This is a genomic window from Pseudomonas sp. S5F11 (assembly GCF_019641515.1).
GTDB classification, from domain to species: domain Bacteria; phylum Pseudomonadota; class Gammaproteobacteria; order Pseudomonadales; family Pseudomonadaceae; genus Aquipseudomonas; species Aquipseudomonas rhodesiae.
The window spans coordinates 1,663,436-1,687,927 of sequence record NZ_JAIFJZ010000001.1; the positions used below are offsets into that span (position 1 = coordinate 1,663,436).

The 24,492-nt window shown below is 60.2% G+C and carries 27 protein-coding genes; 13 read left to right on the forward strand and 14 right to left on the reverse strand.

Annotation, left to right across the window (positions count from 1 at the left end; genetic code table 11):
• Window positions 1-42: 42 nt before the first annotated feature.
• Window positions 43-2,352: a response regulator gene (locus K1567_RS07280; RefSeq protein WP_220698289.1), complete on the forward strand. Its 2,310-nt coding sequence runs from the start codon at window positions 43-45 to the stop codon at window positions 2,350-2,352.
• Here the strand turns inward: K1567_RS07280 and K1567_RS07285 are convergent.
• The 3 genes from K1567_RS07285 to msrB form a co-directional block, all read right to left on the reverse strand.
• The gene (locus K1567_RS07285; protein ID WP_034096605.1) at window positions 2,306-2,797 is read right to left on the reverse strand and encodes a MarR family winged helix-turn-helix transcriptional regulator; all 492 of its coding nucleotides are present in this window, start codon (window positions 2,795-2,797) and stop codon (window positions 2,306-2,308) included. The two genes, K1567_RS07280 and K1567_RS07285, sit on opposite strands and share 47 nt — an antisense overlap.
• Window positions 2,794-3,279 (reverse strand): glutathione peroxidase, encoded by a 486-nt coding sequence (locus tag K1567_RS07290; RefSeq protein ID WP_220698290.1) that lies wholly within the window; start codon window positions 3,277-3,279, stop codon window positions 2,794-2,796. The genes K1567_RS07285 and K1567_RS07290 overlap by 4 nt, the downstream gene beginning before the upstream one ends.
• Window positions 3,280-3,429: 150 nt before the next feature.
• Window positions 3,430-3,822: a peptide-methionine (R)-S-oxide reductase MsrB gene (gene msrB / locus K1567_RS07295; protein ID WP_034096603.1), complete on the reverse strand. Its 393-nt coding sequence runs from the start codon at window positions 3,820-3,822 to the stop codon at window positions 3,430-3,432.
• A gap of 202 nt (window positions 3,823-4,024) precedes the next feature.
• Between msrB and K1567_RS07300 the strand changes: the two genes are divergently transcribed.
• Together K1567_RS07300 and htpX are read left to right on the forward strand one after the other, a co-directional pair.
• Window positions 4,025-5,236, forward strand: a complete 1,212-nt coding sequence (locus K1567_RS07300; protein WP_034096602.1) for a pyridoxal phosphate-dependent aminotransferase — start codon at window positions 4,025-4,027, stop codon at window positions 5,234-5,236.
• Window positions 5,237-5,539: 303 nt separating this feature from the next.
• Window positions 5,540-6,427 (forward strand): protease HtpX, encoded by an 888-nt coding sequence (gene htpX / locus K1567_RS07305; protein WP_034096601.1) that lies wholly within the window; start codon window positions 5,540-5,542, stop codon window positions 6,425-6,427.
• 62 nt (window positions 6,428-6,489) lie between these two features.
• Here htpX and K1567_RS07310 read toward each other — a convergent pair whose 3' ends face one another.
• Window positions 6,490-7,146 (reverse strand): thiopurine S-methyltransferase, encoded by a 657-nt coding sequence (locus tag K1567_RS07310; RefSeq protein ID WP_169903274.1) that lies wholly within the window; start codon window positions 7,144-7,146, stop codon window positions 6,490-6,492.
• A 103-nt stretch (window positions 7,147-7,249) separates the two neighbouring features.
• Here K1567_RS07310 and K1567_RS07315 point away from each other — a divergent pair, with 103 nt between their 5' ends.
• Window positions 7,250-8,017, forward strand: coding sequence for a class III extradiol ring-cleavage dioxygenase (locus tag K1567_RS07315; protein WP_034096599.1), 768 nt, complete (start codon window positions 7,250-7,252; stop codon window positions 8,015-8,017).
• Window positions 8,018-8,092: 75 nt separating this feature from the next.
• Here K1567_RS07315 and K1567_RS07320 read toward each other — a convergent pair whose 3' ends face one another.
• On the reverse strand, window positions 8,093-9,766 hold the full coding sequence (locus tag K1567_RS07320; RefSeq protein WP_014717677.1) for a DEAD/DEAH box helicase: 1,674 nt from the start codon (window positions 9,764-9,766) through the stop codon (window positions 8,093-8,095).
• A gap of 111 nt (window positions 9,767-9,877) precedes the next feature.
• Between K1567_RS07320 and K1567_RS27485 the strand changes: the two genes are divergently transcribed.
• Window positions 9,878-10,144 (forward strand): hypothetical protein, encoded by a 267-nt coding sequence (locus K1567_RS27485; RefSeq protein WP_187696905.1) that lies wholly within the window; start codon window positions 9,878-9,880, stop codon window positions 10,142-10,144.
• 108 nt (window positions 10,145-10,252) lie between these two features.
• On the opposite strand, the gene K1567_RS07330 is transcribed toward K1567_RS27485, so the two are convergent.
• Window positions 10,253-11,008: a spermidine synthase gene (locus tag K1567_RS07330; RefSeq protein ID WP_034096598.1), complete on the reverse strand. Its 756-nt coding sequence runs from the start codon at window positions 11,006-11,008 to the stop codon at window positions 10,253-10,255.
• Between the two features lie 124 nt (window positions 11,009-11,132).
• On the opposite strand from K1567_RS07330, the gene K1567_RS07335 reads away from it, so the two are divergent.
• Window positions 11,133-12,479 (forward strand): class II 3-deoxy-7-phosphoheptulonate synthase, encoded by a 1,347-nt coding sequence (locus K1567_RS07335; RefSeq protein ID WP_034096597.1) that lies wholly within the window; start codon window positions 11,133-11,135, stop codon window positions 12,477-12,479.
• Between the two features lie 102 nt (window positions 12,480-12,581).
• Here the strand turns inward: K1567_RS07335 and K1567_RS07340 are convergent, their stop codons facing one another.
• Both K1567_RS07340 and K1567_RS07345 read right to left on the reverse strand, forming a co-directional pair.
• A complete protein-coding gene (locus tag K1567_RS07340) occupies window positions 12,582-13,811 on the reverse strand; it encodes a winged helix-turn-helix domain-containing protein (RefSeq protein WP_220698291.1) in 1,230 nt (409 codons plus the stop codon).
• Window positions 13,812-13,856: 45 nt separating this feature from the next.
• Window positions 13,857-14,063: a DUF1127 domain-containing protein gene (locus K1567_RS07345; RefSeq protein ID WP_034137513.1), complete on the reverse strand. Its 207-nt coding sequence runs from the start codon at window positions 14,061-14,063 to the stop codon at window positions 13,857-13,859.
• A 70-nt stretch (window positions 14,064-14,133) separates the two neighbouring features.
• Between K1567_RS07345 and K1567_RS07350 the strand changes: the two genes are divergently transcribed.
• Window positions 14,134-15,015, forward strand: coding sequence for a LysR family transcriptional regulator (locus K1567_RS07350; RefSeq protein WP_034096594.1), 882 nt, complete (start codon window positions 14,134-14,136; stop codon window positions 15,013-15,015).
• On the opposite strand, the gene K1567_RS07355 is transcribed toward K1567_RS07350, so the two are convergent.
• Complete coding sequence (locus tag K1567_RS07355) at window positions 15,005-15,754, reverse strand: sulfite exporter TauE/SafE family protein (RefSeq protein WP_034096593.1); 750 nt, start codon at window positions 15,752-15,754, stop codon at window positions 15,005-15,007. The two genes, K1567_RS07350 and K1567_RS07355, sit on opposite strands and share 11 nt — an antisense overlap.
• Window positions 15,755-15,862: 108 nt before the next feature.
• Between K1567_RS07355 and K1567_RS07360 the strand changes: the two genes are divergently transcribed.
• From K1567_RS07360 to K1567_RS07375, 4 genes are all read left to right on the forward strand, one after another.
• On the forward strand, window positions 15,863-16,813 hold the full coding sequence (locus K1567_RS07360) for a LysR family transcriptional regulator (RefSeq protein ID WP_169868352.1): 951 nt from the start codon (window positions 15,863-15,865) through the stop codon (window positions 16,811-16,813).
• Window positions 16,814-16,891: 78 nt separating this feature from the next.
• Window positions 16,892-17,344 carry a MarR family winged helix-turn-helix transcriptional regulator gene (locus tag K1567_RS07365; RefSeq protein ID WP_220698292.1) on the forward strand — a complete coding sequence of 151 codons (453 nt, stop codon included), beginning with the start codon at window positions 16,892-16,894 and terminating at the stop codon, window positions 17,342-17,344.
• A gap of 230 nt (window positions 17,345-17,574) precedes the next feature.
• Window positions 17,575-17,994, forward strand: coding sequence for an organic hydroperoxide resistance protein (locus K1567_RS07370; protein WP_034096590.1), 420 nt, complete (start codon window positions 17,575-17,577; stop codon window positions 17,992-17,994).
• Window positions 17,995-18,021: 27 nt separating this feature from the next.
• Window positions 18,022-19,038 (forward strand): alpha/beta hydrolase, encoded by a 1,017-nt coding sequence (locus K1567_RS07375; protein WP_047882260.1) that lies wholly within the window; start codon window positions 18,022-18,024, stop codon window positions 19,036-19,038.
• A gap of 63 nt (window positions 19,039-19,101) precedes the next feature.
• Here K1567_RS07375 and K1567_RS07380 read toward each other — a convergent pair whose 3' ends face one another.
• Both K1567_RS07380 and earP read right to left on the reverse strand, forming a co-directional pair.
• The gene (locus K1567_RS07380) at window positions 19,102-19,674 is read right to left on the reverse strand and encodes an elongation factor P (protein WP_003172723.1); all 573 of its coding nucleotides are present in this window, start codon (window positions 19,672-19,674) and stop codon (window positions 19,102-19,104) included.
• Between the two features lie 49 nt (window positions 19,675-19,723).
• Window positions 19,724-20,857 (reverse strand): elongation factor P maturation arginine rhamnosyltransferase EarP, encoded by a 1,134-nt coding sequence (earP, locus tag K1567_RS07385; RefSeq protein ID WP_034112582.1) that lies wholly within the window; start codon window positions 20,855-20,857, stop codon window positions 19,724-19,726.
• A gap of 132 nt (window positions 20,858-20,989) precedes the next feature.
• On the opposite strand from earP, the gene K1567_RS07390 reads away from it, so the two are divergent.
• Window positions 20,990-21,361, forward strand: a complete 372-nt coding sequence (locus K1567_RS07390) for a hypothetical protein (RefSeq protein ID WP_034096587.1) — start codon at window positions 20,990-20,992, stop codon at window positions 21,359-21,361.
• Between the two features lie 5 nt (window positions 21,362-21,366).
• The gene (locus K1567_RS07395; protein ID WP_220698293.1) at window positions 21,367-21,849 is read left to right on the forward strand and encodes a transcription elongation factor GreAB; all 483 of its coding nucleotides are present in this window, start codon (window positions 21,367-21,369) and stop codon (window positions 21,847-21,849) included.
• A gap of 78 nt (window positions 21,850-21,927) precedes the next feature.
• Here K1567_RS07395 and cysB read toward each other — a convergent pair whose 3' ends face one another.
• The 3 genes from cysB to K1567_RS07410 form a co-directional block, all read right to left on the reverse strand.
• A complete protein-coding gene (gene cysB / locus K1567_RS07400) occupies window positions 21,928-22,902 on the reverse strand; it encodes an HTH-type transcriptional regulator CysB (protein ID WP_003189876.1) in 975 nt (324 codons plus the stop codon).
• Between the two features lie 103 nt (window positions 22,903-23,005).
• Entirely contained in the window at window positions 23,006-23,506 is a 501-nt protein-coding gene (locus K1567_RS07405; RefSeq protein ID WP_220698294.1) for a universal stress protein, read from the reverse strand.
• A gap of 71 nt (window positions 23,507-23,577) precedes the next feature.
• Window positions 23,578-24,489 carry a 5'-nucleotidase gene (locus K1567_RS07410; RefSeq protein WP_034096585.1) on the reverse strand — a complete coding sequence of 304 codons (912 nt, stop codon included), beginning with the start codon at window positions 24,487-24,489 and terminating at the stop codon, window positions 23,578-23,580.
• Window positions 24,490-24,492 lie beyond the last annotated feature (3 nt).

A 24,492-nucleotide genomic window follows, 5' to 3' on the forward strand; every position in this document is an offset into this window, starting at 1 on the left:
TGCTTGCCGGGCGAAGGGAAACGTGAAGTGGTTCAACACTCGATGGATATCAAGTTCGCCCACCGCTTGTCTTATAAACAAGCCCGATTGACTGTGCTGGTCGGTTTCGTCTTGGGAACCTTGCTCAGTCTGATCCAAATCGGCATTGATTATGCCAGCGAAGACGCATCCATCAACCGTGAAATTCGCTCGCTGATCGAAATCAGCCATAACCCGGCATCGCGTATTGCCTACAACATCGACGCCGAGCTGGCGCAGGAACTGACCTTGGGCCTGCTGCACTCCCCCGCCATCATTCGCGCGCAGTTGATCGACAACAATGGCCTGGTGCTGGCCGATGTAAAACGGCCGCGCAAGGAAAGCACCTACCGCGCCCTCAGCGACGTGATGTTTGGCGCCAATCGCCAATTTGAGGACCGGCTCTACCTGAGCCATATGCCCAACGACTCACTGGGTGTGCTGCGTCTGGACGTCGATACCTACGCTTTCGGCAGCCGCTTCCTGCGGCGCGCCGAGATCACACTGCTCAATGGCTTTGTGCGCAGCCTGCTGCTGACCGGCATCCTGTTGGGGCTGTTCTATGTGATGCTGACCAAACCACTGGTACGCATCATTGGCGAATTGAGCACGCGCAAACACACGCGTCTGGACTGCCCGCCCGGGCACGAAAATGACGAAATCGGCGTACTGGTCACCGTGGCCAACCAGCAATTCGAAAACATGCAGACTGAAATCCAGCAGCGCCGCCACGCCGAAGACCGGCTGACCGAATACCTGGGCCAACTGGAAGATATCGTCTCCGCTCGTACCCTGGAACTCAAGGCCAGTAACCAGCGGCTGAGCCAGTCCAACGACGAGTTGGAGGCGGCCAAAATGCATGCCCTGGGCATGGCTCAGGCCCGCGCGGCGTTCCTGGCGAACATGAGCCACGAAATCCGCACCCCGCTCAACGGCTTGCTGGGCATGATCGCGCTGTCGCTGGACAGCAGCTTGAACGCCGAGCAGCGTCAGCAACTGTCCATCGCCCACGATTCGGGCAAAGTGCTGGTGGAGTTGCTCAACGATATCCTCGACCTGTCCAAATTCGATGCCGGCCAGTTGGAACTGGAGCGCATTCCATTCGATTTGGGCGCGCTGGTGGAAGACACCGCCAACCTGCTGTCGCAGAACGCCGCGCCTAGCGTAGAGCTGACCTGCCTGATCGACCCGAGGTTTCCGGCCCAAGTGCTGGGCGACCCGACGCGCGTGCGGCAGATCGTCAGCAACTTGCTGTCCAACGCCCTCAAGTTCACCCGCTTCGGGCGCGTGGATGTGCGTCTCAGCGTTCAGGAGGGCAAGGTCCACATTGAAGTCTGCGACACCGGCATCGGCATCGCGCAGGAAGCTCAGGTAAAAATTTTCCAACCGTTTACCCAGGCCGGCGCTGGCATCACTCGCCAGTTTGGCGGTACGGGCCTGGGTCTGGCACTGACGCGAAACCTGTGTGAAGCCATGCAGGGGCGCTTGAGCATCAGCTCGGAGGTCGGCTTTGGCAGCCAATTCTGCGCCGAGCTGCCGCTGCCGGCACATTTGCCGGCGGTGCAGCCGCCGCCGCTCAGCGGTGATGTGATCGCCATCACCAATGCCAGCAGCGGCCTCACGGAACTACTGACCACGCTCCTGCCCTACTGGGGGCTGACGCCGCGCTGTTACGCCCAGGACCATGATTTGAGCGGAGAAACCCCGGACCTGCTGATCACTGACTGCCCGGAGTGCCTGTTCCGACTGCGGCCGGGCATTACCGCACCGATTCTGGTGGTAACGGCGTACGGCAACTTTATGCCCAGCGAAGAAGTGGCCGCACTCGCGCCGTTGCAGCAACAGGCCCGCCCCTTGAGCCGCAACGCGCTGTATCAGATTCTAAAACGCACCTTGCGCAGCGATGGGCACCTGATCCTCGATCCGATCCAAGTGGAAGCCGCGCCTATAGCGCACCGCGCGCGCATCCTGTTGGTGGAGGACAATCCGGTCAACCAACTGGTGGCCAAGGGCATGCTCAGCAAGCTGGGCTGTGAGGTGGTCGTGGCCGGCCATGGTGGCGAAGCGCTTAAGTGCCTGGAAGAGCAACACTTCGACATGGTGCTGATGGATTGCAATATGCCGGTGATGGATGGCTACGAGGCCAGTCGGCAGATACGCAGCAGTGGACGCTGGCCGGACCTGCCGATCGTAGCGTTGACCGCCAATGCTATGTCAGAAGAACGCGAACGCTGCCGCGCCGCCGGGATGAACGACTACCTGGCCAAGCCTTTCCGTCGCGAAGAACTCAATGCCCTGCTGGATCTGTGGGTGCCGAAGACGACAGCGCTCTGATCTGCCCAAGCAATTGGTCCAGACCATCGCGCAGGTCGTCCGCCTGGTTCAGGTCGATGCCGCTGTCGCACAACAGTCGCGTCTTCATCTGGTAAGTCCGCTCGCGCAGATGCACGCCGGCCTCACTCAAGCTCAAATGCACTTCCCGCTCATCCCTGGTACTGCGCTGCCGCTGCACCCAAGCCAGTTGTTCAAGACGTTTGAGCAACGGCGTGAGGGTGCCCGAGTCGAGCATCAGACGGTCCCCCAGCGCCTTGACCGTAGGCTGCGCCGGAGGGGCGTCATGCCACTCCCACAGCACCAGCATCACCAGGTATTGCGGGTAGGTCAGGCCCAATGGATCCAGCATCGGCTTGTAGGCACGGGTTACCGCCCGCGAAGCCGCGTAGAGCTTGAAACACAATTGGTTGTCCAGGGCCAGGGACACAACGGGTGGGTTAGTCATTTGAGCAGGGCTTCGATCTCTTGGGTCAAGTCCTGAGGTTTGGTGGTCGGGCCGAAGCGCTTGACCACCTGACCATTGCGACCGATCAGGAACTTGGTGAAGTTCCATTTGATGCCCTTGGAACCCAGCAAACCGGGGGCCTGCTGTTTCAATTGCACAAATAAAGGATGGGCATCGCTGCCATTGACGTCGATTTTGTTGAACAGCGGAAAGCTGACACCGTAGTTCAGCTCACAGAATTCTGAAATCGCCCCTTCGTCACCCGGCTCCTGCTTGCCGAACTGGTTGCAAGGGAACCCCAATACCACCAGCCCCTGATCCTTGTACTGTTGCCAGAGTTGCTCAAGGCCCTTGTACTGCGGGGTGAAGCCGCATTTGCTGGCGGTGTTGACCACCAGCACGGCCTTGCCGGCGAAATCGGCCAAGGTCTTTTGCTCACCCTTGATGGTGGTGCAGGGAATACTCAGCAGGTTGTCGCTCATGGCTGTGCCTCGTGTCGGGGGAAGAGCCCACAACATAGCGAGCGATTCAATTGCACACAACTTAATTGAGCGCATTGATCATGCTCGATCACGTTTATGACTGGGAGCGAGCCATCTCGCCACTCACTCCCGACGCGCTACCTACTCACTTCAACGAGGCACCAGATCCAGGCACACCGAATTGATGCAGTAGCGCAAACCCGTCGGTGGCGGACCATCGGGGAACACATGCCCCAGGTGCGCATCGCACTTGGCGCAGGTGACTTCGGTACGGATCATGCCATGGCTGACGTCCCGGATCTCGATCATGGCGCTGTCGGCGATCGGCTCATAGAAGCTGGGCCAGCCGCAGCCCGAGTCAAACTTGGCCTTGGAATCGAACAGCGGCTCATTGCAGCAAATGCAGTGGTACACGCCGTCCGTTTTGGTGTCGTTGTACTTGCCGCTGAAAGGTCGCTCGGTACCTTTGAGGCGACATACGTTGTACTGCTCCGGATCGAGCATCGCTTTCCATTCTTCAACGGTTTTCTGCAACTTATCCATCGGTACACCTCGGCAACTGAAAAACCCTGATCTGTGTCTTTTCCATGGATCAGGCGGCACGTATGATTGCGCCTCTTCAAAACGCCAGTCTGGCACCCGCGCTACCGGCATTCAAACGTATTTCTGGGTGCGGGCCTCGCAGCCTTCACAGTACGGTAGTGCCCACACCGTCTGGATCGTTCATTTTCAGGATCACATCGCCATGCAGGTCAGCAAATCGAACAAGCTCGCCAACGTCTGCTACGACATTCGCGGCCCAGTGCTCAAGCACGCCAAACGCCTGGAAGAGGAAGGCCATCGCATCCTCAAGCTGAACATTGGCAACCCGGCGCCGTTTGGTTTCGAAGCGCCGGACGAAATCCTCCAAGACGTGATCCGCAACCTGCCCACCGCCCAAGGCTACAGCGACTCCAAAGGCCTGTTCAGCGCGCGCAAGGCGGTGATGCAGTACTACCAGCAGAAGCAGGTGGAAGGCGTTGGCATCGAGGACATCTACCTGGGCAACGGCGTGTCCGAGCTGATCGTGATGTCCATGCAGGCCTTGCTCAACAACGGCGACGAAGTTCTGGTACCTGCGCCTGATTACCCATTGTGGACCGCCGCCGTGACCCTGGCCGGCGGCCACCCCGTTCACTACCTGTGTGACGAAGGCGCCGACTGGTTTCCGGACCTGGCCGACATCAAGGCCAAGATCACCCCGAACACCAAGGCGCTGGTGATCATCAACCCGAACAACCCTACCGGCGCGGTGTATTCCAAGGAAGTGCTGCTGGGCATGCTCGAACTGGCGCGTCAGCACAACCTGGTGGTGTTCTCCGACGAAATCTACGACAAGATCCTGTACGACGATGCCGTACATGTGTGCACCGCCTCCCTGGCGCCGGACCTGTTGTGCCTGACCTTCAACGGCCTGTCCAAGTCCTACCGCGTGGCGGGTTTCCGCTCCGGTTGGATCGCCATCTCCGGCCCCAAGCACAACGCCCAGAGCTACATTGAAGGCATCGACATACTGGCCAATATGCGCCTGTGTGCCAACGTACCGAGCCAGCATGCGATCCAGACCGCCCTGGGCGGCTATCAAAGCATCAACGACCTGGTGCTGCCACAAGGCCGGCTGCTGGAACAGCGCAACCGCACCTGGGAGCTGCTCAACGCCATCCCTGGCGTCAGTTGCGTCAAACCCATGGGCGCGCTGTACGCCTTCCCACGGATCGATCCGAAAGTCTGCCCGATTCTCAACGACGAGAAATTCGTGCTCGACCTGCTGCTATCGGAAAAACTGCTGGTCGTACAGGGCACGGCATTCAACTGGCCATGGCCGGATCACTTCCGCGTCGTCACCTTGCCGCGCGTGGATGACTTGGAGATGGCCATCGGTCGTATCGGCAACTTCCTGAAGTCTTATCGCCAGTAGTGAAACGTAGCTGTACGGCCGAGATCCGGTCGTACAGCGAGCATCTGGCAACACTTCTATTCCGCCACCCTCCCTACTTACTACGTTAACCTCTCATTTGCCCCCATCCCCCTATAATCATGGGGAAATACGGCAACTAAGGACAGATATCGAGCGGTGTTTCATGTGGGAAAATCCCTTCAAGGCTCTACATTCATGCTGTAGGACACAGTTTGAAATAGTCGCTCGGTTGAATAGCCCCATGGCGCACCTTATATACCCCGCAGTACGCAACATATTAAGCATGAGGAGAACTCTACAACCATGATGCGCATCCTGCTGTTTTTGGCCACTAACCTGGCGGTCGTGCTGATTGCCAGTGTCACCCTGAGCCTTTTTGGCTTCAATGGGTTCATGGCGGCCAATGGGGTTGACCTGAACCTCAATCAGCTGCTGATTTTCTGTGCGGTCTTTGGTTTTGCCGGCTCGCTCTTCTCGCTGTTCATCTCCAAGTGGATGGCGAAGATGAGTACCAGCACCCAGGTCATCACTCAGCCCCGTACCCGCCACGAACAATGGTTACTGCAAACCGTTGAACAGCTGTCCCGCGAGGCGGGCATCAAGATGCCTGAAGTCGGAATTTTCCCGGCCTATGAAGCCAACGCCTTCGCGACCGGCTGGAACAAGAACGACGCGCTCGTTGCCGTGAGTCAGGGCATGCTCGAACGCTTCTCGTACGATGAAGTGAAGGCCGTGCTGGCCCACGAGATCGGCCACGTGGCCAACGGTGACATGGTCACCCTCGCACTGGTCCAGGGCGTGGTGAACACCTTCGTGATGTTCTTCGCACGGATCATCGGTAACTTCGTCGACAAGGTGATCTTCAAGAACGAAGAAGGCCGTGGCATTGCCTACTTCGTGGCGACCATCTTCGCGGAAGTGGTACTCGGCTTCCTGGCCAGCGCCATCGTGATGTGGTTCTCGCGCAAACGCGAATTCCGCGCGGACGAAGCCGGTGCACGCCTGGCCGGCACCGGGGCGATGATCGCAGCGCTGCAACACCTGCGCTCCGAACAGGGCCTGCCGGTGCATATGCCGGACAGCCTGACCGCCTTCGGCATCAACGGCGGCATCAAACAGGGCCTGGCTCGCATGTTTATGAGCCACCCACCACTGGAAGAGCGCATCGACGCCTTGCGTCGTCGCGGCTGACGGCAACCGGCAATACCGAAAAGGGGCGATCTGACTGATCGCCCCTTTTTAGTGGGCGCGATTTACACCCTGGTCAGTCGGTATGCGCGTTCGTCCAGGCGCGGCACGCCGTCCTGCACGAATTTCCAGCTCTCGCCCAGAATGTCTTGCTCCTCCAGCACTTGCAGCGTCCAGTGCGACGCGAGCAACACCCTCACCTCATCCTGCGTGACCGCAAAGGGCGGACCGGCTTTCAGCGCCTGGTCGTAATCCAAGGTGATCAACAGGCCCTCACAGCCCGCACGCAGGCAACGATTCAAGTGCGCTGCATAACGTGCCCGCATCAACGGCGGCAAAGCGATCAACGCGGCACGGTCATACAACGCAGCGCAGTCGGCCAACACCTCGGCGTCCAATGCAAAGAAGTCACCGCACCACACCTCGATCAACGCAGCCTGATACACCGTGAACGCACCATGCTGATGAATTCGCGGGTGCAGCCCCTGCTCACTGAAGAACGTCTGCACAGCCTGTTCCGATAGCTCCACCCCAAGCACCCGATGCCCCAGACTGGCCAGCCATATCAGGTCCAGGCTCTTGCCGCACAGCGTCACCAACACCTGAGCACCGTGAGCCAGGGCCAGTGAGGGCCAATGCCGCAGCAAATAAGGATTGATGTCGGACTGATGAAAGCCGATCTGGTTGGTCGCCCAACGGTCATGCCAAAACTCAGGTTCCATGGATCACCCCAAAAATTCGATCAAATACTGCTAAAACTTATATTAGATTTAGATCAATGATCTGATTGAAGATGGGCCCATGTTAACGCTCAGGACCCTTCAAATGCTCCCTAGCCTGTTTATCTCCCATGGCTCGCCCATGCTGGCCCTGCAACCTGGCGCCAGCGGTCCTGCCCTGCAGCGCCTCGCCGCGCAATTGCCCAGACCGAAGGCCATTGTAGTTGTGTCGGCCCACTGGGAAAGCGAGGAATTACTGGTCAGCGGCAGTGCCGCCCCGCAAACCTGGCACGACTTCGGCGGTTTTCCCCGCGAGCTGTTCGCCGTGCAGTACCCGGCGCCAGGGGACCCGCAGTTGGCCAGCGAAGTTGTCGCATTGCTCCACGCCGACGGCTTGAATGCGAGAGTCGATGAGCGCCGCCCTTTTGATCATGGCACTTGGGTGCCGCTCTCGCTGATGTACCCGGCAGCCGACATTCCCGTGGTGCAAGTTTCCCTGCCCAGCCGTATGGGCCCTGCCCTGCAAACTCGCATTGGCCACGCCCTTGCGGGCCTGCGCAGCCAAGGCGTGCTGCTGATCGGTTCCGGCAGCATCACCCATAACCTGGGTGAACTGGCCTGGCACGCGGGACCGGAGAGTATCGAGCCCTGGGCGCGGGAGTTCCGCGATTGGGTGGTGGATAAACTGGCGGCCAATGATGAAGCGGCCCTGCATGACTACCGTCGCCAGGCGCCCTATGCCGTGCGCAGCCATCCGAGCGACGAACACCTGTTACCGTTGTTCTTCGCGCGTGGCGCCGGCGGCACGTTCGGTGTGGCGCACCAAGGCTTCACGATGGGCGCGCTCGGCATGGACATCTACCGATTCGACTAACCGTAAAGTCAGGCAAAAAAAATCCCCGAACCAGTCGGGGATTTTTTATTTTCGATCAATCAGCCCAAGGGCCGATCAATCTTCGCGGTAGCGACGCAGCTTCAGCTGCTTACCGGCAACGCGAGTGTCTTTCAGCTTGGCCAGCAGTTTTTCCAGACCGTCTTCCGGCAGCTCCACCAGGGAGAAGCTGTCACGGACCTGAATGCGACCGATAGCCTCACGCGCCAGGCCACCCTCGTTGAGGATAGCGCCCAGCAGGTTCTTGGCAGCGATACCGTCACGCGCACCCAGCGCGGTACGGCAACGGGCACGGCCTTCGGCCAATGGCACCGGAGCGCGACGCTCACGATCACCACGGTCCGGACGGTCGCCGGAACGCTCTGGACGATCACCGCGCGGGGCGCTGTTCGGAACCAGTGGGCGTTCTTTCTCGATGGCGGCCAGGGTCAGGGCCTGACCGTTGGTGGCCTTGCGCAGCAGTGCGGCGGCCAGAGCACGCGGGGTGCAACCGATATCGGCGGTCAGGCGGTCCAGCAAGTCGCCGTGGGTCGATTCAGCGTCAGCCACCAGGGGTGCCAGGCTGTTGGTCAGTTTCTTGATGCGGGCATCGAGAACGGCCTGGGCATCCGGCAGGCGTACTTCGGCCACCTTCTGACCGGTCACACGCTCGATCACTTGCAGCATGCGGCGCTCACGCGGCGTCACCAGCAGCAAGGCACGACCTTCGCGACCGGCACGGCCGGTACGGCCGATACGGTGAACGTAGGATTCCGGATCGTACGGCATGTCAACGTTGAACACGTGGGTGATACGTGGAACGTCAAGGCCGCGAGCAGCAACGTCGGTCGCCACAACGATGTCCAGACGGCCATCCTTGAGGGAGTCGATCACGCGCTCACGTTGGTTCTGGGCGATGTCACCGTTCAGCGCAGCGGCTTTGTAGCCTTTGGCTTCCAGGGCACTGGCCAGGTCCAGGGTCGCTTGCTTGGTGCGCACGAACATGATCAGGGCGTCGAAGTCTTCGACTTCCAGCAGGCTCAATACAGCCGAGGTCTTCTGGTCAGCGTGAACCAACAGGTGAGCCTGTTCGATCGCGGTAACGGTCTGAGTCTTGGTCTGGATCTTCACGTGCTCCGGATCGCGCAGGTGGCGTTCGGCAATGGCACGGATCGACTGAGGCAGCGTGGCCGAGAACAGTACGGTCTGACGGGTGGCTGGCAGAGCCTTGAAGATGACTTCCAGATCGTCCATGAAGCCCAGCTTCAACATTTCGTCAGCTTCGTCGAGAACCAAGTGGTTCACGGTCGACAGGACTTTCTCGTCACGACGCAGGTGGTCGCACAGACGGCCCGGGGTGGCGACAACGATCTGTGCGCCATTACGGATGGCTTTCAGTTGTGGGCCCATCGGCGCGCCGCCGTAAACGGCCACAACGGTTACACCAGGCATTTGCTTGGCGTAGGTTTCAAAAGCGGTTGCTACTTGCAGCGCCAACTCACGGGTTGGCGCCAGGATCAGGGCTTGCGGTTCGCGCTTGGCAGGATCGATGCAATGCAGGATAGGCAGGGCAAACGCGGCGGTTTTACCGGTACCGGTTTGTGCCTGACCAATCATGTCCTTGCCGGCCATGATGATTGGGATCGATTGCTGCTGAATAGCCGAAGGTTCTTCGTAGCCGGTCGCTGCGACGGCTGCAAGAATGTTCGGATTAAGATTAAAAGCGGCGAAGCCGCCGGTTTCCTGGGTCATGGGTCTGCCTCTGAGTGCATCCGCAAAGACCCATGCTCCAAAGCTGCGCATGCCGTGTTGAGACTCAAGAGTCGCCCTGGCTGCTTTGTCGGCGGGGATTTGCGAAAACGAATGAATGAAAAAGATTCGTCAAGGGAGAGTCCGCTGTGCGGACGTGCAGCCGAAGCTGACTTCGGGGAATTGCGCTACCTAAACGCGGCCCGGTTAAAGGCCGGCGCGCACTATACCGGAAATAGCCGAAAAAGGGAGCTTTTTTTATCGGCGGCCGCCGATAAACGCGCGGCTGCAACGCTTTTAAAAACCAAATCGATCGGGTTTGTTTTTACAAAGGCCCGGCCCCGCTGGCTAACGCGCTTAAACGTTTCACTTAACTTTTAAGACCCTTTGGTTTGAAACCTGCCCGTTACCGGACGAATCCAGCAAGAGAATGATCCCCCACCGGGGCTACCTTCCCCCACAAGAGCGCGGACGGGCGCGCTCAGCCTACTAAGTGGCCGACCTAATCGCCTTGATCAGTGGCTGCAACGAGTAGCCCAGTTGCGCTGCCAGTGCTTCGGCACGAGCCGAAAGTGCGTGCAGGTCGAGCTCTTGATCCAACTCCGACGGCACCAACAGGATGACGTTGCCCTCCTTCACCGGCAATTCCCAGTAATGCCGGTGATACAAACCGCGCAGCAACGCCGCGCCCAACGGTTTGCCATCGTCGGTGGCCCACTGGTTGATTACCAACCAGCCGCCGGGGTTGAGTTTCTTCTGGCAGTTCTCCAGGAAAGCCCAGGCCAGGTGCCCGACGCCGGGGCCCACATCGGTATACAGGTCGACGAACACCAGATCGGCCGGTTCGGCGCTTTCCAGCAACTCCAGGGCATCGCCGATGCGGATATACAGGCGGGGATCGTCGTCCAAGCCCATGTATTCGATGGCCAGGCGCGGCACGTCGGGGCGCAGTTCGATGGCTTCGACATCCTCCAATGGCAGGAACTTGAGGCATGCCTGGGTCAGCGTACCGGCGCCCAGGCCAAGGAACAGCGCGCTCTCGGGCTGCTCGTGGCACAACGCGCCGATCAGCATGGCGCGGGTGTAGTCGTACTCCAGCCAGCTCGGGTCGGCGGTGAACACACAGCTTTGCTCGATGGCATCGCCGAATTCGAGAAACCGGTAGTCGGCCACTTCGAGCACTCGGATCATGCCGAAGTCATCATGGACCTCGGCCAGCACGCGCTCGACACGCTCCTCTGTCATCACTGCTCCTAAAGGGTTTACCGCTGGGCAAAGGCGCGATTGTCGGCCAACCGGCGGCAACAGGTCACGCACTAATTGCTGATAACATTGGCGCCCGACCGTCAATCAGCCAATCGAGTTCAAGATGAGCCAACCGTGGAGCCCCGAGAGCTGGCGCGCCCTGCCGATCCAGCAACAACCCCAGTACCCGGATGCAGCGCACCTGTTGCAAGTGGAGCAAAGCCTGGCCAGCTATCCGCCGCTGGTGTTCGCCGGGGAAGCCCGCGAGTTGCGCCGTCAGTTTGCCGAAGTGACCCAAGGCCGCGCCTTCCTGTTGCAGGGCGGTGACTGCGCCGAAAGTTTTGCCGAGTTCTCCGCCGCGAAAATCCGCGACACCTTCAAGGTGCTACTGCAGATGGCCATCGTGATGACCTTCGCTGCCGGTTGCCCGGTGGTGAAAGTCGGGCGTATGGCCGGTCAATTCGCCAAGCCGCGCTCGGCCAACGATGAAACCATCGATGGCATCACCCTGCCCGCCTACCGAGGCGATATCGTCAACGGCATCGGTTTCGACGAGAAAAGCCGCGTGCCGGACCCGGAGCGGCTGCTGCAGTCCTACCACCAGTCCACCGCCACCCTCAACCTGCTGCGCGCCTTCGCCCAGGGCGGGTTTGCCGACCTGCACCAAGTGCACAAGTGGAACCTGGACTTCATCGCCAACTCCGCGCTGGCCGACAAATACAGCCAACTGGCCGACCGCATCGACGAAACCCTGGCGTTCATGCGCGCCTGCGGCATGGACAGTTCGCCGCAACTGCGCGAGACCAGCTTCTTCACCGCCCACGAAGCGCTGCTGCTCAATTACGAACAAGCCTTCGTTCGCCGTGACAGCCTGACCAACGATTACTACGACTGCTCGGCCCATATGCTGTGGATCGGCGACCGTACCCGTCAGTTGGACGGCGCCCACGTCGAGTTCCTGCGCGGGGTGAACAACCCGATCGGTGTCAAGGTCGGCCCAAGCATGGACCCGGACGATCTGATCCGCCTGATCGACATCCTCAACCCGGACAACGACCCCGGCCGCCTCAACCTGATTGCGCGCATGGGCGCCGGCAAGGTCGGCGACCACCTGCCCAATCTGATCCGCGCCGTGCAGCGCGAGGGCAAACAAGTGCTGTGGAGTTCCGACCCGATGCACGGCAACACCATCAAGGCCAGCAGCGGCTACAAGACCCGGGATTTTGCGCAGATCCTGGCGGAGGTGAAGGCGTTCTTCCAGGTGCATCAGGCCGAGGGCACCTATGCCGGCGGGATTCATATCGAGATGACCGGGCAGAACGTCACCGAATGCATCGGCGGCGCCCGGCCGATCACCGAGGATGGTTTGTCGGACCGCTACCACACCCACTGCGACCCACGGATGAATGCCGATCAGTCGCTGGAGCTGGCGTTTCTGATTGCCGAGACGTTGAAGCAGGTCAAACGCTGAGACTGGGCTGACGCCCTCGTGGGCAAGCCCACTCCCACAGGGAATGCATTGCAATCAAACCCTGCATTCCAATGTGGGAGTGGGCTTGCCCACGATGAGGCCCTAACGGCCAACATCCAAGCCGATCATCGCGCTGCGCAATCGATCGGCACTGGGCCTCTGGCAATTGAGCTGTACCTGCTGCAACCCCAGCCAGTCGGCCATCTGGCGCAAATTCACCGCCAACGCCCGCATCCCCTCCTCGTCCAGACCTGGCGCTTCTTCGTGCACTGCATGCACCGCCAGGCGTGAGTGGGCGCGTTCGGCGCGCAGGTCAACACGCGCGGCGATGCGTTCATTGTGTAGAAACGGCAGCACGTAGTAGCCGTACACGCGCTTGTGTTGCGGCGTGTAGATCTCCAGGCGGTAGCGGAAGTCGAAGAGACGCTCGGTGCGGTTGCGCTCCCAGATCAGCGAATCGAACGGCGACAGCAAGGCACTGGCCGGTACTTTGCGCGGCACGGTTGGGGCTGGCAGGCAGTACGCCGGTTGCTTCCAATCCTGCACCCGACAACTGAGCAACTGGCCCGCTTCCACCAGTTCGGCAAGGCGAATGCGGCTGTCGACGGGGTCCAGACGAAAGTAATCGCGCAGATCTTTTTCAGTACCTACCCCCAGCGCGGTGGCGCTGTGCAACAACAGGCCACGTTGCGCCTCGGCTTCACTCACCTGGGTGTTCAGGATGGCGTCGGGGATCACCCGTTCAGGCAAATCGTAGAGGCGCTCGAACCCACGCCGACCGGCAACGGTGACCAGGCCCGCAGCAAACAGCCATTCCAGCGCGTGCTTTTCGTCACTCCAGTCCCACCACGGGCCGGCGCGCTCCTCGCGGGTCGACAGACTGCCAGCACCCAGCGCACCCTGTTGTTCCACCGTCTTCAGCACGCGCTGGATAACGGCTTGCTGTTCGCGGCCAAAGCGCGCCATCTGCGCATAAATGCCCTGCCCCTGCTGCGCCCGTGCCATGCGCCAGCGCATCAATGGATACAACGCCATGGGCAGCAATGAGGCTTCGTGCCCCCAATATTCGAACAGCGACCGTCGCCGCCCCTGGCTCCAGGCGGCGTGCTCCAGCAACGCCGGTGAGTACTGGCCTAGCCTGGAAAACAACGGCAGGTAATGGGAACGCACCAGCGCATTGACCGAGTCGATCTGCAACACCCCGAGTCGCTCGATCAAGCGATTGACATGGGTGGCCTTGACCAACGCCGGCGGCTGACGCCCGGAAAACCCTTGGGCTGCCAGCGCCAGGCGTCGCGCTTGTTTGAGGGAGAAACACAGGTCGGCAGGCATGGCAGTCTCCGTGAGGGCTCGCCGCCTACCCTACTGCATCCATGGTTATTTTCGCAGCGGGTCCTGCCAGAAATGCTGATGACGCTCGCGCTCCACATCGGCGCGGTTGAGGCCGATGTCCTTCAATGCGTCATCGCTCAAGCTCGCCAGCAACCGACGCTCCTGATGCAGTACTTGCCAACGGCTTAGCACCTGAAATAGCCCGGCAAATGGGCGTTTCGCCAACAGCACAAAACCTTTCTGACCTTTCATCTCGTCACCCTCCCTTGGGGATGACGCCAGTGTGTGCTTGGCCCTATGATCAATCCAACGAATGTTTCTTATGCAATCCATCTCGGAGATTGATCAATTGTCCGGTTACCCAAGCATTGATACGGATGTGCTGCGCACCTTCGTCGCCATCGCCGATCACGGCGGGTTCACCCGCGCTGGAGAGTTGGTCAACCGCACGCAGTCGGCGGTGAGCATGCAGATGAAACGCCTGGAGGAAGACGTGCTGCAGCGCAAACTGTTCGAGCGCGATGGCCGCCAGGTGCGGTTGACGCCAGAGGGCCAGGTGTTGCTGGGGTATGCGCGACGCATCCTCAAGCTGCACAGCGAAGTGTTCAACACCTTGCGCGAGCCGCATATGGTGGGGCTGGTGCGCATCGGCACGCCGGACGACTACGTAATGCGTTTCCTGCCGGGCATTCTCAAGCCGTTTTCCAAGGCATACCCGTTGATCCAGATCGAGATGCACTGCGAGTCGTCCACGGTGTTGATGCAGCGCCGGGACTTGGCATTGACCGTGGTCAGCCGCGAGCCGGGCCATGAAATCGGCGAGCTGCTGCGTACCGAACGCATGGTGTGGGCGGCATCGCCGTGCTTTTGCGTGGACGAACATGATGCGCTGCCGCTGGCGGTCTCCGGCACCGATTGCGTCTATACCCAATGGACCTGCGCCGCGCTGGAGGCGGCCGGACGGGACTACCGCCTGGCGTATCACAGCTCCAACGTCGCGGCGATCCAGGCGGTAGTGAATGCCGGGCTGGCGGTGATGATCTGCATGGAAAGCCTGGTGACCGAGGAACTGCGCGTACTCGGCAGCGACGAAGGCTTCCCGCCGCTGCCGTCGATGAACCTGCACCTGTTACGCAACGCCAACATGACCTCGCCGATCACCGAGTGCCTGGCCGATTACATCCGCGAGGGCTTCAGACTTTAAACGTCAGCATCACCGCGCACACCACCAGGAAGGCGCAGAACAGGCCGCGCAGCAGGCGTTCCGGCATGGCATGGGCGACCTTCACGCCCCAACTGATGCTGAGCAGGCCGCCGATGGCCAGCGGCAAGCCGATCATCCAGTCCACTTCGTGGTGCCAGGCGTAGGTCACCAAGGTCACGCCAGTGCTGGGCAGCGCCAGCGCCAGGGACAATCCTTGGGCGACCACCTGCGTGGTGCCGAACACGCTGGTCAGCACTGGCGTGGCGACCACGGCGCCGCCCACTCCGAACAAGCCCCCCATGGACCCGGAAGCCGCGCCCAGCACGCCAAGCCAAGGCCAGGCGTAGCGCATCTGCGCCGTGGCTGGTGCGTTGCGCGTGAACATTCGCACCAGGTTGTAGGCCGACAGCACCAGCAAAAACACGATAAAGCCGATGCGCATCGCTCCGGCATCCAGGCCGACCGCCCAGATCGATCCCAGCCAAGCGAAGATAAATCCCATTACGCCCAAGGGTAAGGCGTGGCGTAATTCGATGCGATTGCGCTGGTGATAGCGCCACAGCGCCAGCATCACATTGGGCACCACCATGACCAGCGCGGTGCCCTGGGCAATCTGTTGATCCAGGCCGAACAGCACGCCGAGCACCGGGATAGCAATCAGCCCACCGCCAATGCCGAACAACCCGCCGACCGTGCCGAGGGCTGCGCCCAAGACCAGATAAATCGCTAAATCCAACACCGCGCATTACTCCACCAACCCAAGACCTCGCATGCTACGCAGTCGCGCCTGGCGCGGAAACGCACAGCAACGCACAATGGCTGTGCCAATCTCGCACAAGCAGCCCCCATGAATCCGAACATCTTGACCGACCAACTGAGCCTGTTTCTCGACGTATTGGAGACCGGCAGCTTCTCCGCTGCGGCGCGTCGCCATCCGCTGACGCCGTCGGCCGTGGCTCGGCGTATCGACAGCCTGGAAAATTCGGTGGGCAGTCGTCTGTTCCAGCGCAGCACCCACGCGGTGGTGCCGACACCGGCGGGCCTGGCCTTTGCCGAACGGGCGCGGCGGATTGTCAGCGAGCTGCAACTGGCAAGAGCCGAAGCGGTGTCCCTAAGCCATGCGCCGGAAGGCTTGATTCGGGTGGATGCGCCGGCCGCTTTTGGGCGACGCCACCTGGCACCGGTGATTGCCGACTTCCTCAACGTATACCCCGGGCTGGATGTGCACCTGCATCTGATCGATAGCTTCGTGGACATGCAGGGCGCGCACCTGGGCAAAGTCGATCTGGTGTTGCGCGCCGGGCATATCGTCGATACGCGGTTGATCGCCACCCCATTGGCCAGCATCGTGCGCATCGCCTGCGCCAGCCCGGCCTATCTGAAAAGCCGCGGCACGCCGACCCATCCTCGGGAACTGAGCGACCACGATGGCTTGGACTGGGACGGACTGGCGCCTATGTTTGCCTGGCGCTTCGAGCCGGATGGGCGTCGCGCCACCTACCGCCCGCAGCGCATCCGCATGAGCGCCAATAACGCCGAAGCCTTGCTTTGCGGAGCGCTCGCCGGGCTGGGTATCGCCCATCTGCCGACATGGTTGGCCAGTGAGTACCTAGTGCGCGGCGAACTGTTACCGCTGTTTTGCGAAAACGGTTTGCCCAGTCCGGAAACCACCGGGATCTACGCCTTGCGCCTGGAGCAACAACCCAACGCCCGCAGTCGTCTGCTGCTCGAATACTTGAAAACGCGTTTCAGCCCAGTGCCACCGTGGGATCTGGCACTGCAGAGCGGCTTGATCTGACCGTTAGGGCAGAATTACCTGGCGCATTAAAGATTTGCCCGCTAGATTCCAGAGCAGACACGTTTTTAAGGCGCCACCATGAGCAAGAACCCTGCCCCCTGCGAATCCCTGATGCTGGACAACCAGCTGTGTTTCGCCCTGCATTCCACCTCACTGCTGATGACCAAGGTCTACAAGCCGCTGCTGCAAGCGCTGGGCCTGACCTACCCGCAGTACCTGGCCATGATGGTGTTGTGGGAAGAGGACGGTTTAACCGTCGGTGAAATCAGTAGCCGACTGTTGACCGATCCCGGCTCCCTCACTCCCCTGCTCAAGCGTCTGGAAGCCGAAGATCTGCTCAGCCGCACCCGGAGCCGCGAAGACGAGCGCGTGGTGGTGGTGGAGTTGACCGATGCTGGCCGCGCCTTGCAAGCCAAGGCCATGGGGATCCCTCAATGCATTCTCGGCGCCAGCGGTCTGGAGCTGGACCAATTGCGCAAGCTGCAAGCGGATCTGCTCGCGTTGCGCGGCAACTTGCAAAGCGCGATCTGAACACAACAAAGACATGAGGGAGGGGGCTTGCCTCCGATTGCGGCAGCTCGGTCAAAAATTTGTCGACTGATAAACCGCCATCGGGGGCAAGCCCCCTCCCACAGCGATTTAGAGCGGGACGAAAATATTTTTAACTTTTATCTTGCGCGCTAAACATTAGCGCTATACATTTGCCCTCACCAACTACTTAGCGCACAAAACTTTAGCGCTAAAAAAACGAGGGTTCCACCATGCAAACGCTCTATACCGCAGTAGCCACCGCCACCGGCGGCCGTGATGGTCGCGCTGTTTCCAGCGATAACATCCTCGACGTCAAGCTCTCCACCCCGAAAGAACTCGGCGGTGCCGGCGGCCAGGCCACCAACCCGGAACAACTGTTCGCCGCCGGTTACTCGGCCTGCTTTATCGGCGCACTGAAATTCGTTGCTAGCCAGACCAAACGCAAAATCCCGGATAACGCCGCGATCACCGCTCACGTCGGTATCGGCCAGATCCCCGGCGGTTTCGGCTTGGATATCGACCTGCACATCGGCCTGCCAGGCCTGAGCCAGGCGGATGCGCAAAGCCTGGTCGACGCCGCTCACCAGGTCTGCCCGTATTCCAACGCCACCCGTGGCAACGTCGATGTACGTCTGCATGTAACCGTCTGATCAACTCTGTCGCCTAAGGAGAAGCACATGAACACCATTGGTAAAGCACTCACCGGCACCCTGCTCGCCCTGTCCATCGGCAGCGCCTTCGCGGCGACCGGCGAGGTGGAGCACAACACCCAGGCTTTTCTGGATGCGTTGAATGCCGGTACCGGCAAACCCATCGAACAACTGACGCCGAAAGACGCCCGTGCGGTGCTGGCCGTCGCTCAGGCGGGGGTGAAGCTGACGCTGCCCCAGGCGGACGTGAGCCACAAGACCATCCAGGTCGATGGCCAGCCGCTGGAGCTGACCATCGTGCGTCCAGCCGGGGTCAAGGGCACATTGCCGGTGTTTATGTTCTTCCACGGTGGCGGCTGGGTGCTGGGGGATTACCCTACCCATGAACGCTTGGTGCGGGATCTGGTGGCGGGTTCGGGAGCCGCGGCAGTGTTCGTCAACTACGCGCCTTCACCCGAGGCCCATTACCCGGTGGCGATCAATCAGGCCTATGCCGCCACGAAGTGGGTGGCCGAGCATGGCAAAGAGATCAACGTCGACGGCAAGCGCCTGGCGGTGGCCGGTAACAGCGTCGGCGGCAACATGGCCGCAGTGGTCAGCCTGATGGCCAAAGACAAGGGTACGCCGGCAATCAAGTTCCAGTTGCTGTTATGGCCGGTAACGGACGCCAACTTCGAGACTGCGTCCTACAACCAGTACGCCGAAGGGCACTTCCTTACCAAAAACATGATGAAGTGGTTCTGGGACAACTACACCACCGACGCCAAGCAACGCGCCGAGATCTACGCCTCACCGCTGCGCGCCACCACCGCGCAACTCAAGGGTCTACCACCAGCAATGGTGCAGACCGCCGGCGCCGACGTGCTGCGCGACGAAGGCGAGGCGTATGCGCGCAAACTGGACGAGGCCGGCGTGCCGGTGACGGCGGTGCGTTACAACGGCATGATCCACGACTACGGGTTGCTTAACGTGGTCAGCCAAGTGCCGGCGGTGCGTTCGGCCCTGTTGCAGGCGTCCGATGAGCTCAAGCAACACCTGAAGTAACCCACCGCCCACGAAAAAGCCCGACGCTAGGTCGGGCTTTTTTTCGTATCGGCGAAGCCAGAATTACTTCTTGGCGCGACCTTTGTACGAACCACCTTCACGGGTGTCGATTTCGATCAGGTCGTCGATTTCGATGAAATCGGCTACTTGCAGTTCGGTGCCGTTGCTCAGCTTGGCAGGCTTCATCACCTTGCCGGAAGTGTCGCCACGGGCGGAACCTTCGGTGTAGGCAACCTTACGCACGATAGTGGTCGGCAGCTCTACGGAAACCAGGCGCTCTTCGAAGAAAATCGCTTCGCAGACGTCTTCCATGCCTTCTTCGATGAACGGCAGAACGGCTTCGATATCTTCAGCGTTCAGCTCGTACATGGTGTAGTCGGTGGTGTCCATGAACGTGTAGGTGTCGCCGCTGATGAAGGACAGGGTCGCTTCTTTGCGGTCGAGGATCACGTCGTCCAGTTTGTCGTCGGCGCTGTAGACGATCTCGGTCTTGTAACCGGTCAGCAGGTTCTTCAGCTTGGTCTTCATGATTGCGCTGTTACGACCAGACTTGGTGAACTCAGCTTTCTGAACCAGCCAAGGGTCGTTTTCGAGACGGATCACTGTACCGGGTTTCAGTTCTTTACCAGTTTTCATTACGTATATCCGAAATTTGGATGGGATTTACAAAAATCAAGGTCGCGTATCATATCCAACTTTCATAAAACTGTACCAGCGCCGTCGCAAGATCGTCCTGCAATGCCTGTTCCAGACACCACGACTCGGCATGCCGGGCTACCTCGGGCCAGTGTTCCAGCAGCATTTTCCAAGCGCTGGCCATATCGCCCTCGGTGTTCCAGGCTTGCCAGAGAGCCACGAGCGCAGTTTTAGCCGCCGGAGAAAGCGCGGCGGTGTAGAGGTCTAGAAACGCGTCAAGTTTGTCCAGATGAATGTCTTCGTCCTGGCGATAGATATGCCACAACAGCGGTCGGCCAGCCCACTGGGCGCGCACGAACGAGTCTTCGCCGCGCACGGCATTGAAGTCGCAGCACCAGAGCAGACGGTCGTATTGCTCCTGGCGCACGAACGGCAGCACCTGCACGGTCAGGGCTTGGCGCCGATGAATATCCCCGGCTGCCAACCCATCCACGCCGAGCCAGCGCTGCACATCGCCGAGTATGCGCCCCTCGGGCACCAACAGATGAGTGGCGGTCCCGTCCGTCGATAACACGTCCAGCCATGGGGCCAGCCCAGGGTTTTCGTAAGCAAACAGTGAGATCAATCGCGTGCCAATGGTCGGAAATACGCCCATCGCATGCAGGAATTGTCGCTGCGCCTCGGCGTCTTGCTGAAAAGCCTGACGTTGCTCCAGCAATCCAGCCTCTCGCAATAACCCTCCAGTGCCTTCGCGGAACCCCGGAAAGAAGAAGTACTTCTGCACGCCCTTGAACTTCACCGACGGCAAACGATGGCAACCCACCACCCACTCTTCGGCGCTGAGGTAATCCAGGTTCATCCACAGCGGAGTCCGTTCGCACGCGGCCATGGCTTCCATATAGTCCGGCGGCAACTGACATGCGAACGCTGCGATCACCACATCTGCCGCCGAAGCCTGTGCCCACTCGGCCGGCCAGTGGCGCACGTCGACGCCCTCTTGCCATTGCTGGTCGAGCCGAATGTCAATGTCAGGGCACATACGTTCGAAGGCGCGCAAGTCATCGACCCACAAGCGCACGGCACAACCGTGCTCCACCACCAATTGCCGGGCCAGGCGCCAGGTCACGCCGATGTCGCCGTAGTTATCGACGACGCTGCAAAAAATATCCCAGCGGGCTTTCATTCCGGGCTCCATCGATCAAATGGGCGATTGTCCGCATAAATGCACGGATGCAGAAGTCTTGATCGTGATTATTCTGCACAGGGGCTGTGCGACAATCGCCGCCATGCCGTCAATGCCCGCCAGGAGGCCGCCATGTCTGACCGTCCGTTATCGCTGCCCAAACTTATGCTCGCCATCGCCCTGGGCCTATGGCTGGGGTTCGTCGCCATTGTGCTGACCACTTGGCTGGCCTCGCGCTACCTCTTCCCTCAAGCCTTGGCTCCAGTGGCCCAGGCCGTCCAGCATTGGGGCACGCCCGCCGCCGCTGTTGCGCCGGAACCGCCCAACCGAATGTTCGAGCAGTACCAGCAGAATTTGCAAAAACAGGAGCAGCAACAAGCCCTGGATCAGGCGCGCAACAATGCGCGCAACCTGTCCAACCCCAAATGTCAGTTCTGGCTGCAACAGGACCAGAACGCCCCGACCGAGAAGTCCCGCGCCAACGTCCTGCAATTCTGCGATTGATGAACATGAATAAATACGCTGTCCACACGCTCATTCTGGAAAAACTCGGCGTCGATCTCGACATCGCTCAACGTGCCGCGCAGACCGCCTACGAAACCGCGACCTACGAAGAAAACATCGCCGAGAACAAATACGACACCCTCGGGTTGGAAGCCTCTTACCTGGCGACCGGGCAAGCCAGACGCGTTGAGGAAATCAAGCAGGCCCTGACACTGTGCCAGAACCTGCCAGTGCGGCCCTACGATGAGCAGCGTGGTATAGAAGTCGGTGCGTTACTGGGCCTGGAAGACCAGAACGGTCGCCAGCAGTGGCTGTTCCTGGCGCCCGATGCGGCGGGATTGAAAGTGGATGTGGTGGGCCAGCCGGTAACCGTCATCACCCCGCGCTCGCCCCTGGGCAAAAGCCTGCTGGGCAAGTTCGAAGGCGATGAGGTGGAAGTGCTGGTGGCCGGCGCACGGCAGTACTTCACGGTTACCGACGCCAAATAATCGGTAGGCGCGCTTGTTCGTATAGGACGCCATGTTAACCCTGGCGCCCTGCGTGATCCTGAGTACCAACGCCTAAGGTCAGTGAACCGGCAGTTCCACGCCGTCGAACAGTTCTTCCAGCTCCTGCTTGTTATGGCACTGGATGGCCTTGGCCATCACTTCGCGAGTCAGGTGTGGGGCGAACTTCTCGATGAAATCGCACATGAACCCGCGCAGGAACGTACCGCGACGGAAACCGATCTTGGTCACGCTGGACTCGAACAATTCGCTGGCATCCAGCACAACCAAGTCTTTATCGAGGTTGGTGTCCACCGCCATCTTGGCGACGATACCCACCCCCAGTCCCAGGCGCACGTAAGTCTTGATTACGTCGGCGTCGGCGGCGGTAAACACCACTTTCGGCGTGAGGCCACGATGACTGAAGGCTTCATCAAGCTTGGAACGGCCGGTGAACCCGAACACGTAGGTGACGATCGGGTATTCCGCCAGGGCTTCGAGGGTCAGTTTCGGCAGCTTGGCCAACGGGTGGCCCTGAGGCACCACCACGCAACGGTTCCAGCGATAGCACGGCATCATCACCAGATCGCCGAACAGCTCCAGCGCCTCGGTGGCGATGGCGAAATCGACGGTGCCGTCGGCGGCCATCTCGGCGATCTGCATCGGCGACCCTTGGTGCATGTGCAACGCCACGTCCGGGTACTGTTTGATGAAGTCGCGAATCACCGGTGGCAGTGCATAACGGGCCTGGGTGTGGGTGGTGGCGATCGACAAGGTGCCTTTTTTCTCGTTGGAAAATTCCTGGGCGATCTGTTTGATGCTTTCGACTTTACGCAGAATCTCGCCGGCGGTGGTGATGATGCGCTCACCGGCCGGTGTCACGCGGGTGAGGTGCTTGCCGCTGCGCGCGAACACTTCGACGCCCAACTCGTCTTCGAGCAGGCGGATCTGCTTGCTGATACCCGGTTGCGAGGTGTAAAGGCTTTGAGCGGTAGCGGAAACGTTGAGGTCGTGGTGCGCCACTTCCCAGATGTAGCGCAGTTGTTGAAGCTTCATATGTGTCCCTCAAAGCAGATAGACGCCACGGGTATCAGCAGCGATATATAACTATATTAAAGGTCAGAAGGATAAATCTAGAACTTTTTATCCCTTCTCCCATTCACACGTCATCACTGCGTCGACGTTGTAGCGACGGCACCAGGTAAACCGGCACCGTAGACAGCTGCACCACCCGCGTGGCAGTACGACCCAATGGCGTGGCCTGCGCACTGGTAGAGCTATGACTTCCTACGATCAACAAGTCGACGGAAAGTTTACGCAGTTGGTCGAGAATCACCTCGCACGGGTCGCCCTGAATCACGCGCACCGAGCGGATCCACTTCAAGTCCTGCTCGCCCTCCCCCAACTCCTCACGAAAACTGTCCAGTACACGCTGCTCGATCGTTGCGATCATGGTACTCAGGCCCTGGCTTTGCCATTCAATCAAGGCCTTTTCATCAAGGTAGCTCTGCAACACCGATTCGGCGAACAGACCGATAGGTTCAACCACATGAATCACGTATAGGTCAGCCTTGAACGTCCGCGCCAGCGCCAAGGCATGTTGCATCACATACGGCGCATACAGACCGAGGTCCGTGGCGTACAGCATCGAACGAATCATAAAAACCTCCTGGACAGCCAGGATGGCGGAGATCAAAACAGCTTAGCAGCGCCGTGCGGAGTTGGACTGGCTCAGACCGGGCTCTTCAGTTCATTGCTAATGCCATGGGGCACATGCCCGGTGGCGACCACCTCTCTGGCTTTCTCGCAATGACCGGCCTGATCATCAAAAAACACATCGGCGGCGAATGCCTCAAGAAACGCGGATTTCTCCAACCCGCCAAGAAACAGCGACTCGTCCAGCCGGATGTCCCACTCTCGCAAAGTGCGGATCACCCGCTCATGGGACGGCGCCGAACGCGCGGTCACCAGTGCGGTACGGATTGGACAAGCCTCATCCGGAAACTCACGTTGCAGCAAGTTGAGCGCCGCCAGAAACCCTTTGAAAGGCCCACCATGCAACGGCTGGCGTGCCGATTCGCGCTCGCTGGCCTGGAATGCTTCAAGCCCTCCGGCCTGGTACACACGCTCGGATTCATCGGAGAACAGCACCGCGTCGCCGTCGAACGCGATGCGCAATTCCTCGCTGCTGGCCCGACGCGCACCGCCGGACAAAATCGTCGCCGCCGCGAAACCGGCATCCAGGGCGCTGCGCACATCTTCGGCATGGGTGGACAAAAACAGATGGCAACCAAATGCCGCCAAATAAGGATAAGGACTACGTCCCCCGACGAACGCGGCGCGAGAAATATCCAGGCCGTAATGCTGGATGGAATTGAACACGCGTAGGCCGGTGTCGGCGCTGTTGCGCGACACCAGCACCACCTCGACACGGGCACGGCCCAGGCTGGCGTTGAGGCTCAGCAGTTTCTTGACCAGCGGGAAGGCATCCCCGGGTTCCAGGATCTCTTCTTCATGCTCGATCTGGTATTTGCGATAAGTCTCCACGCCTTCGGCCAGGTAGATTTTGTGACTTTCGCTGAGGTCGAACAGCGCCCGCGACGAAATCGCCAGCACCAGTTTGTCACCCAATCCCTTTGCCATCTG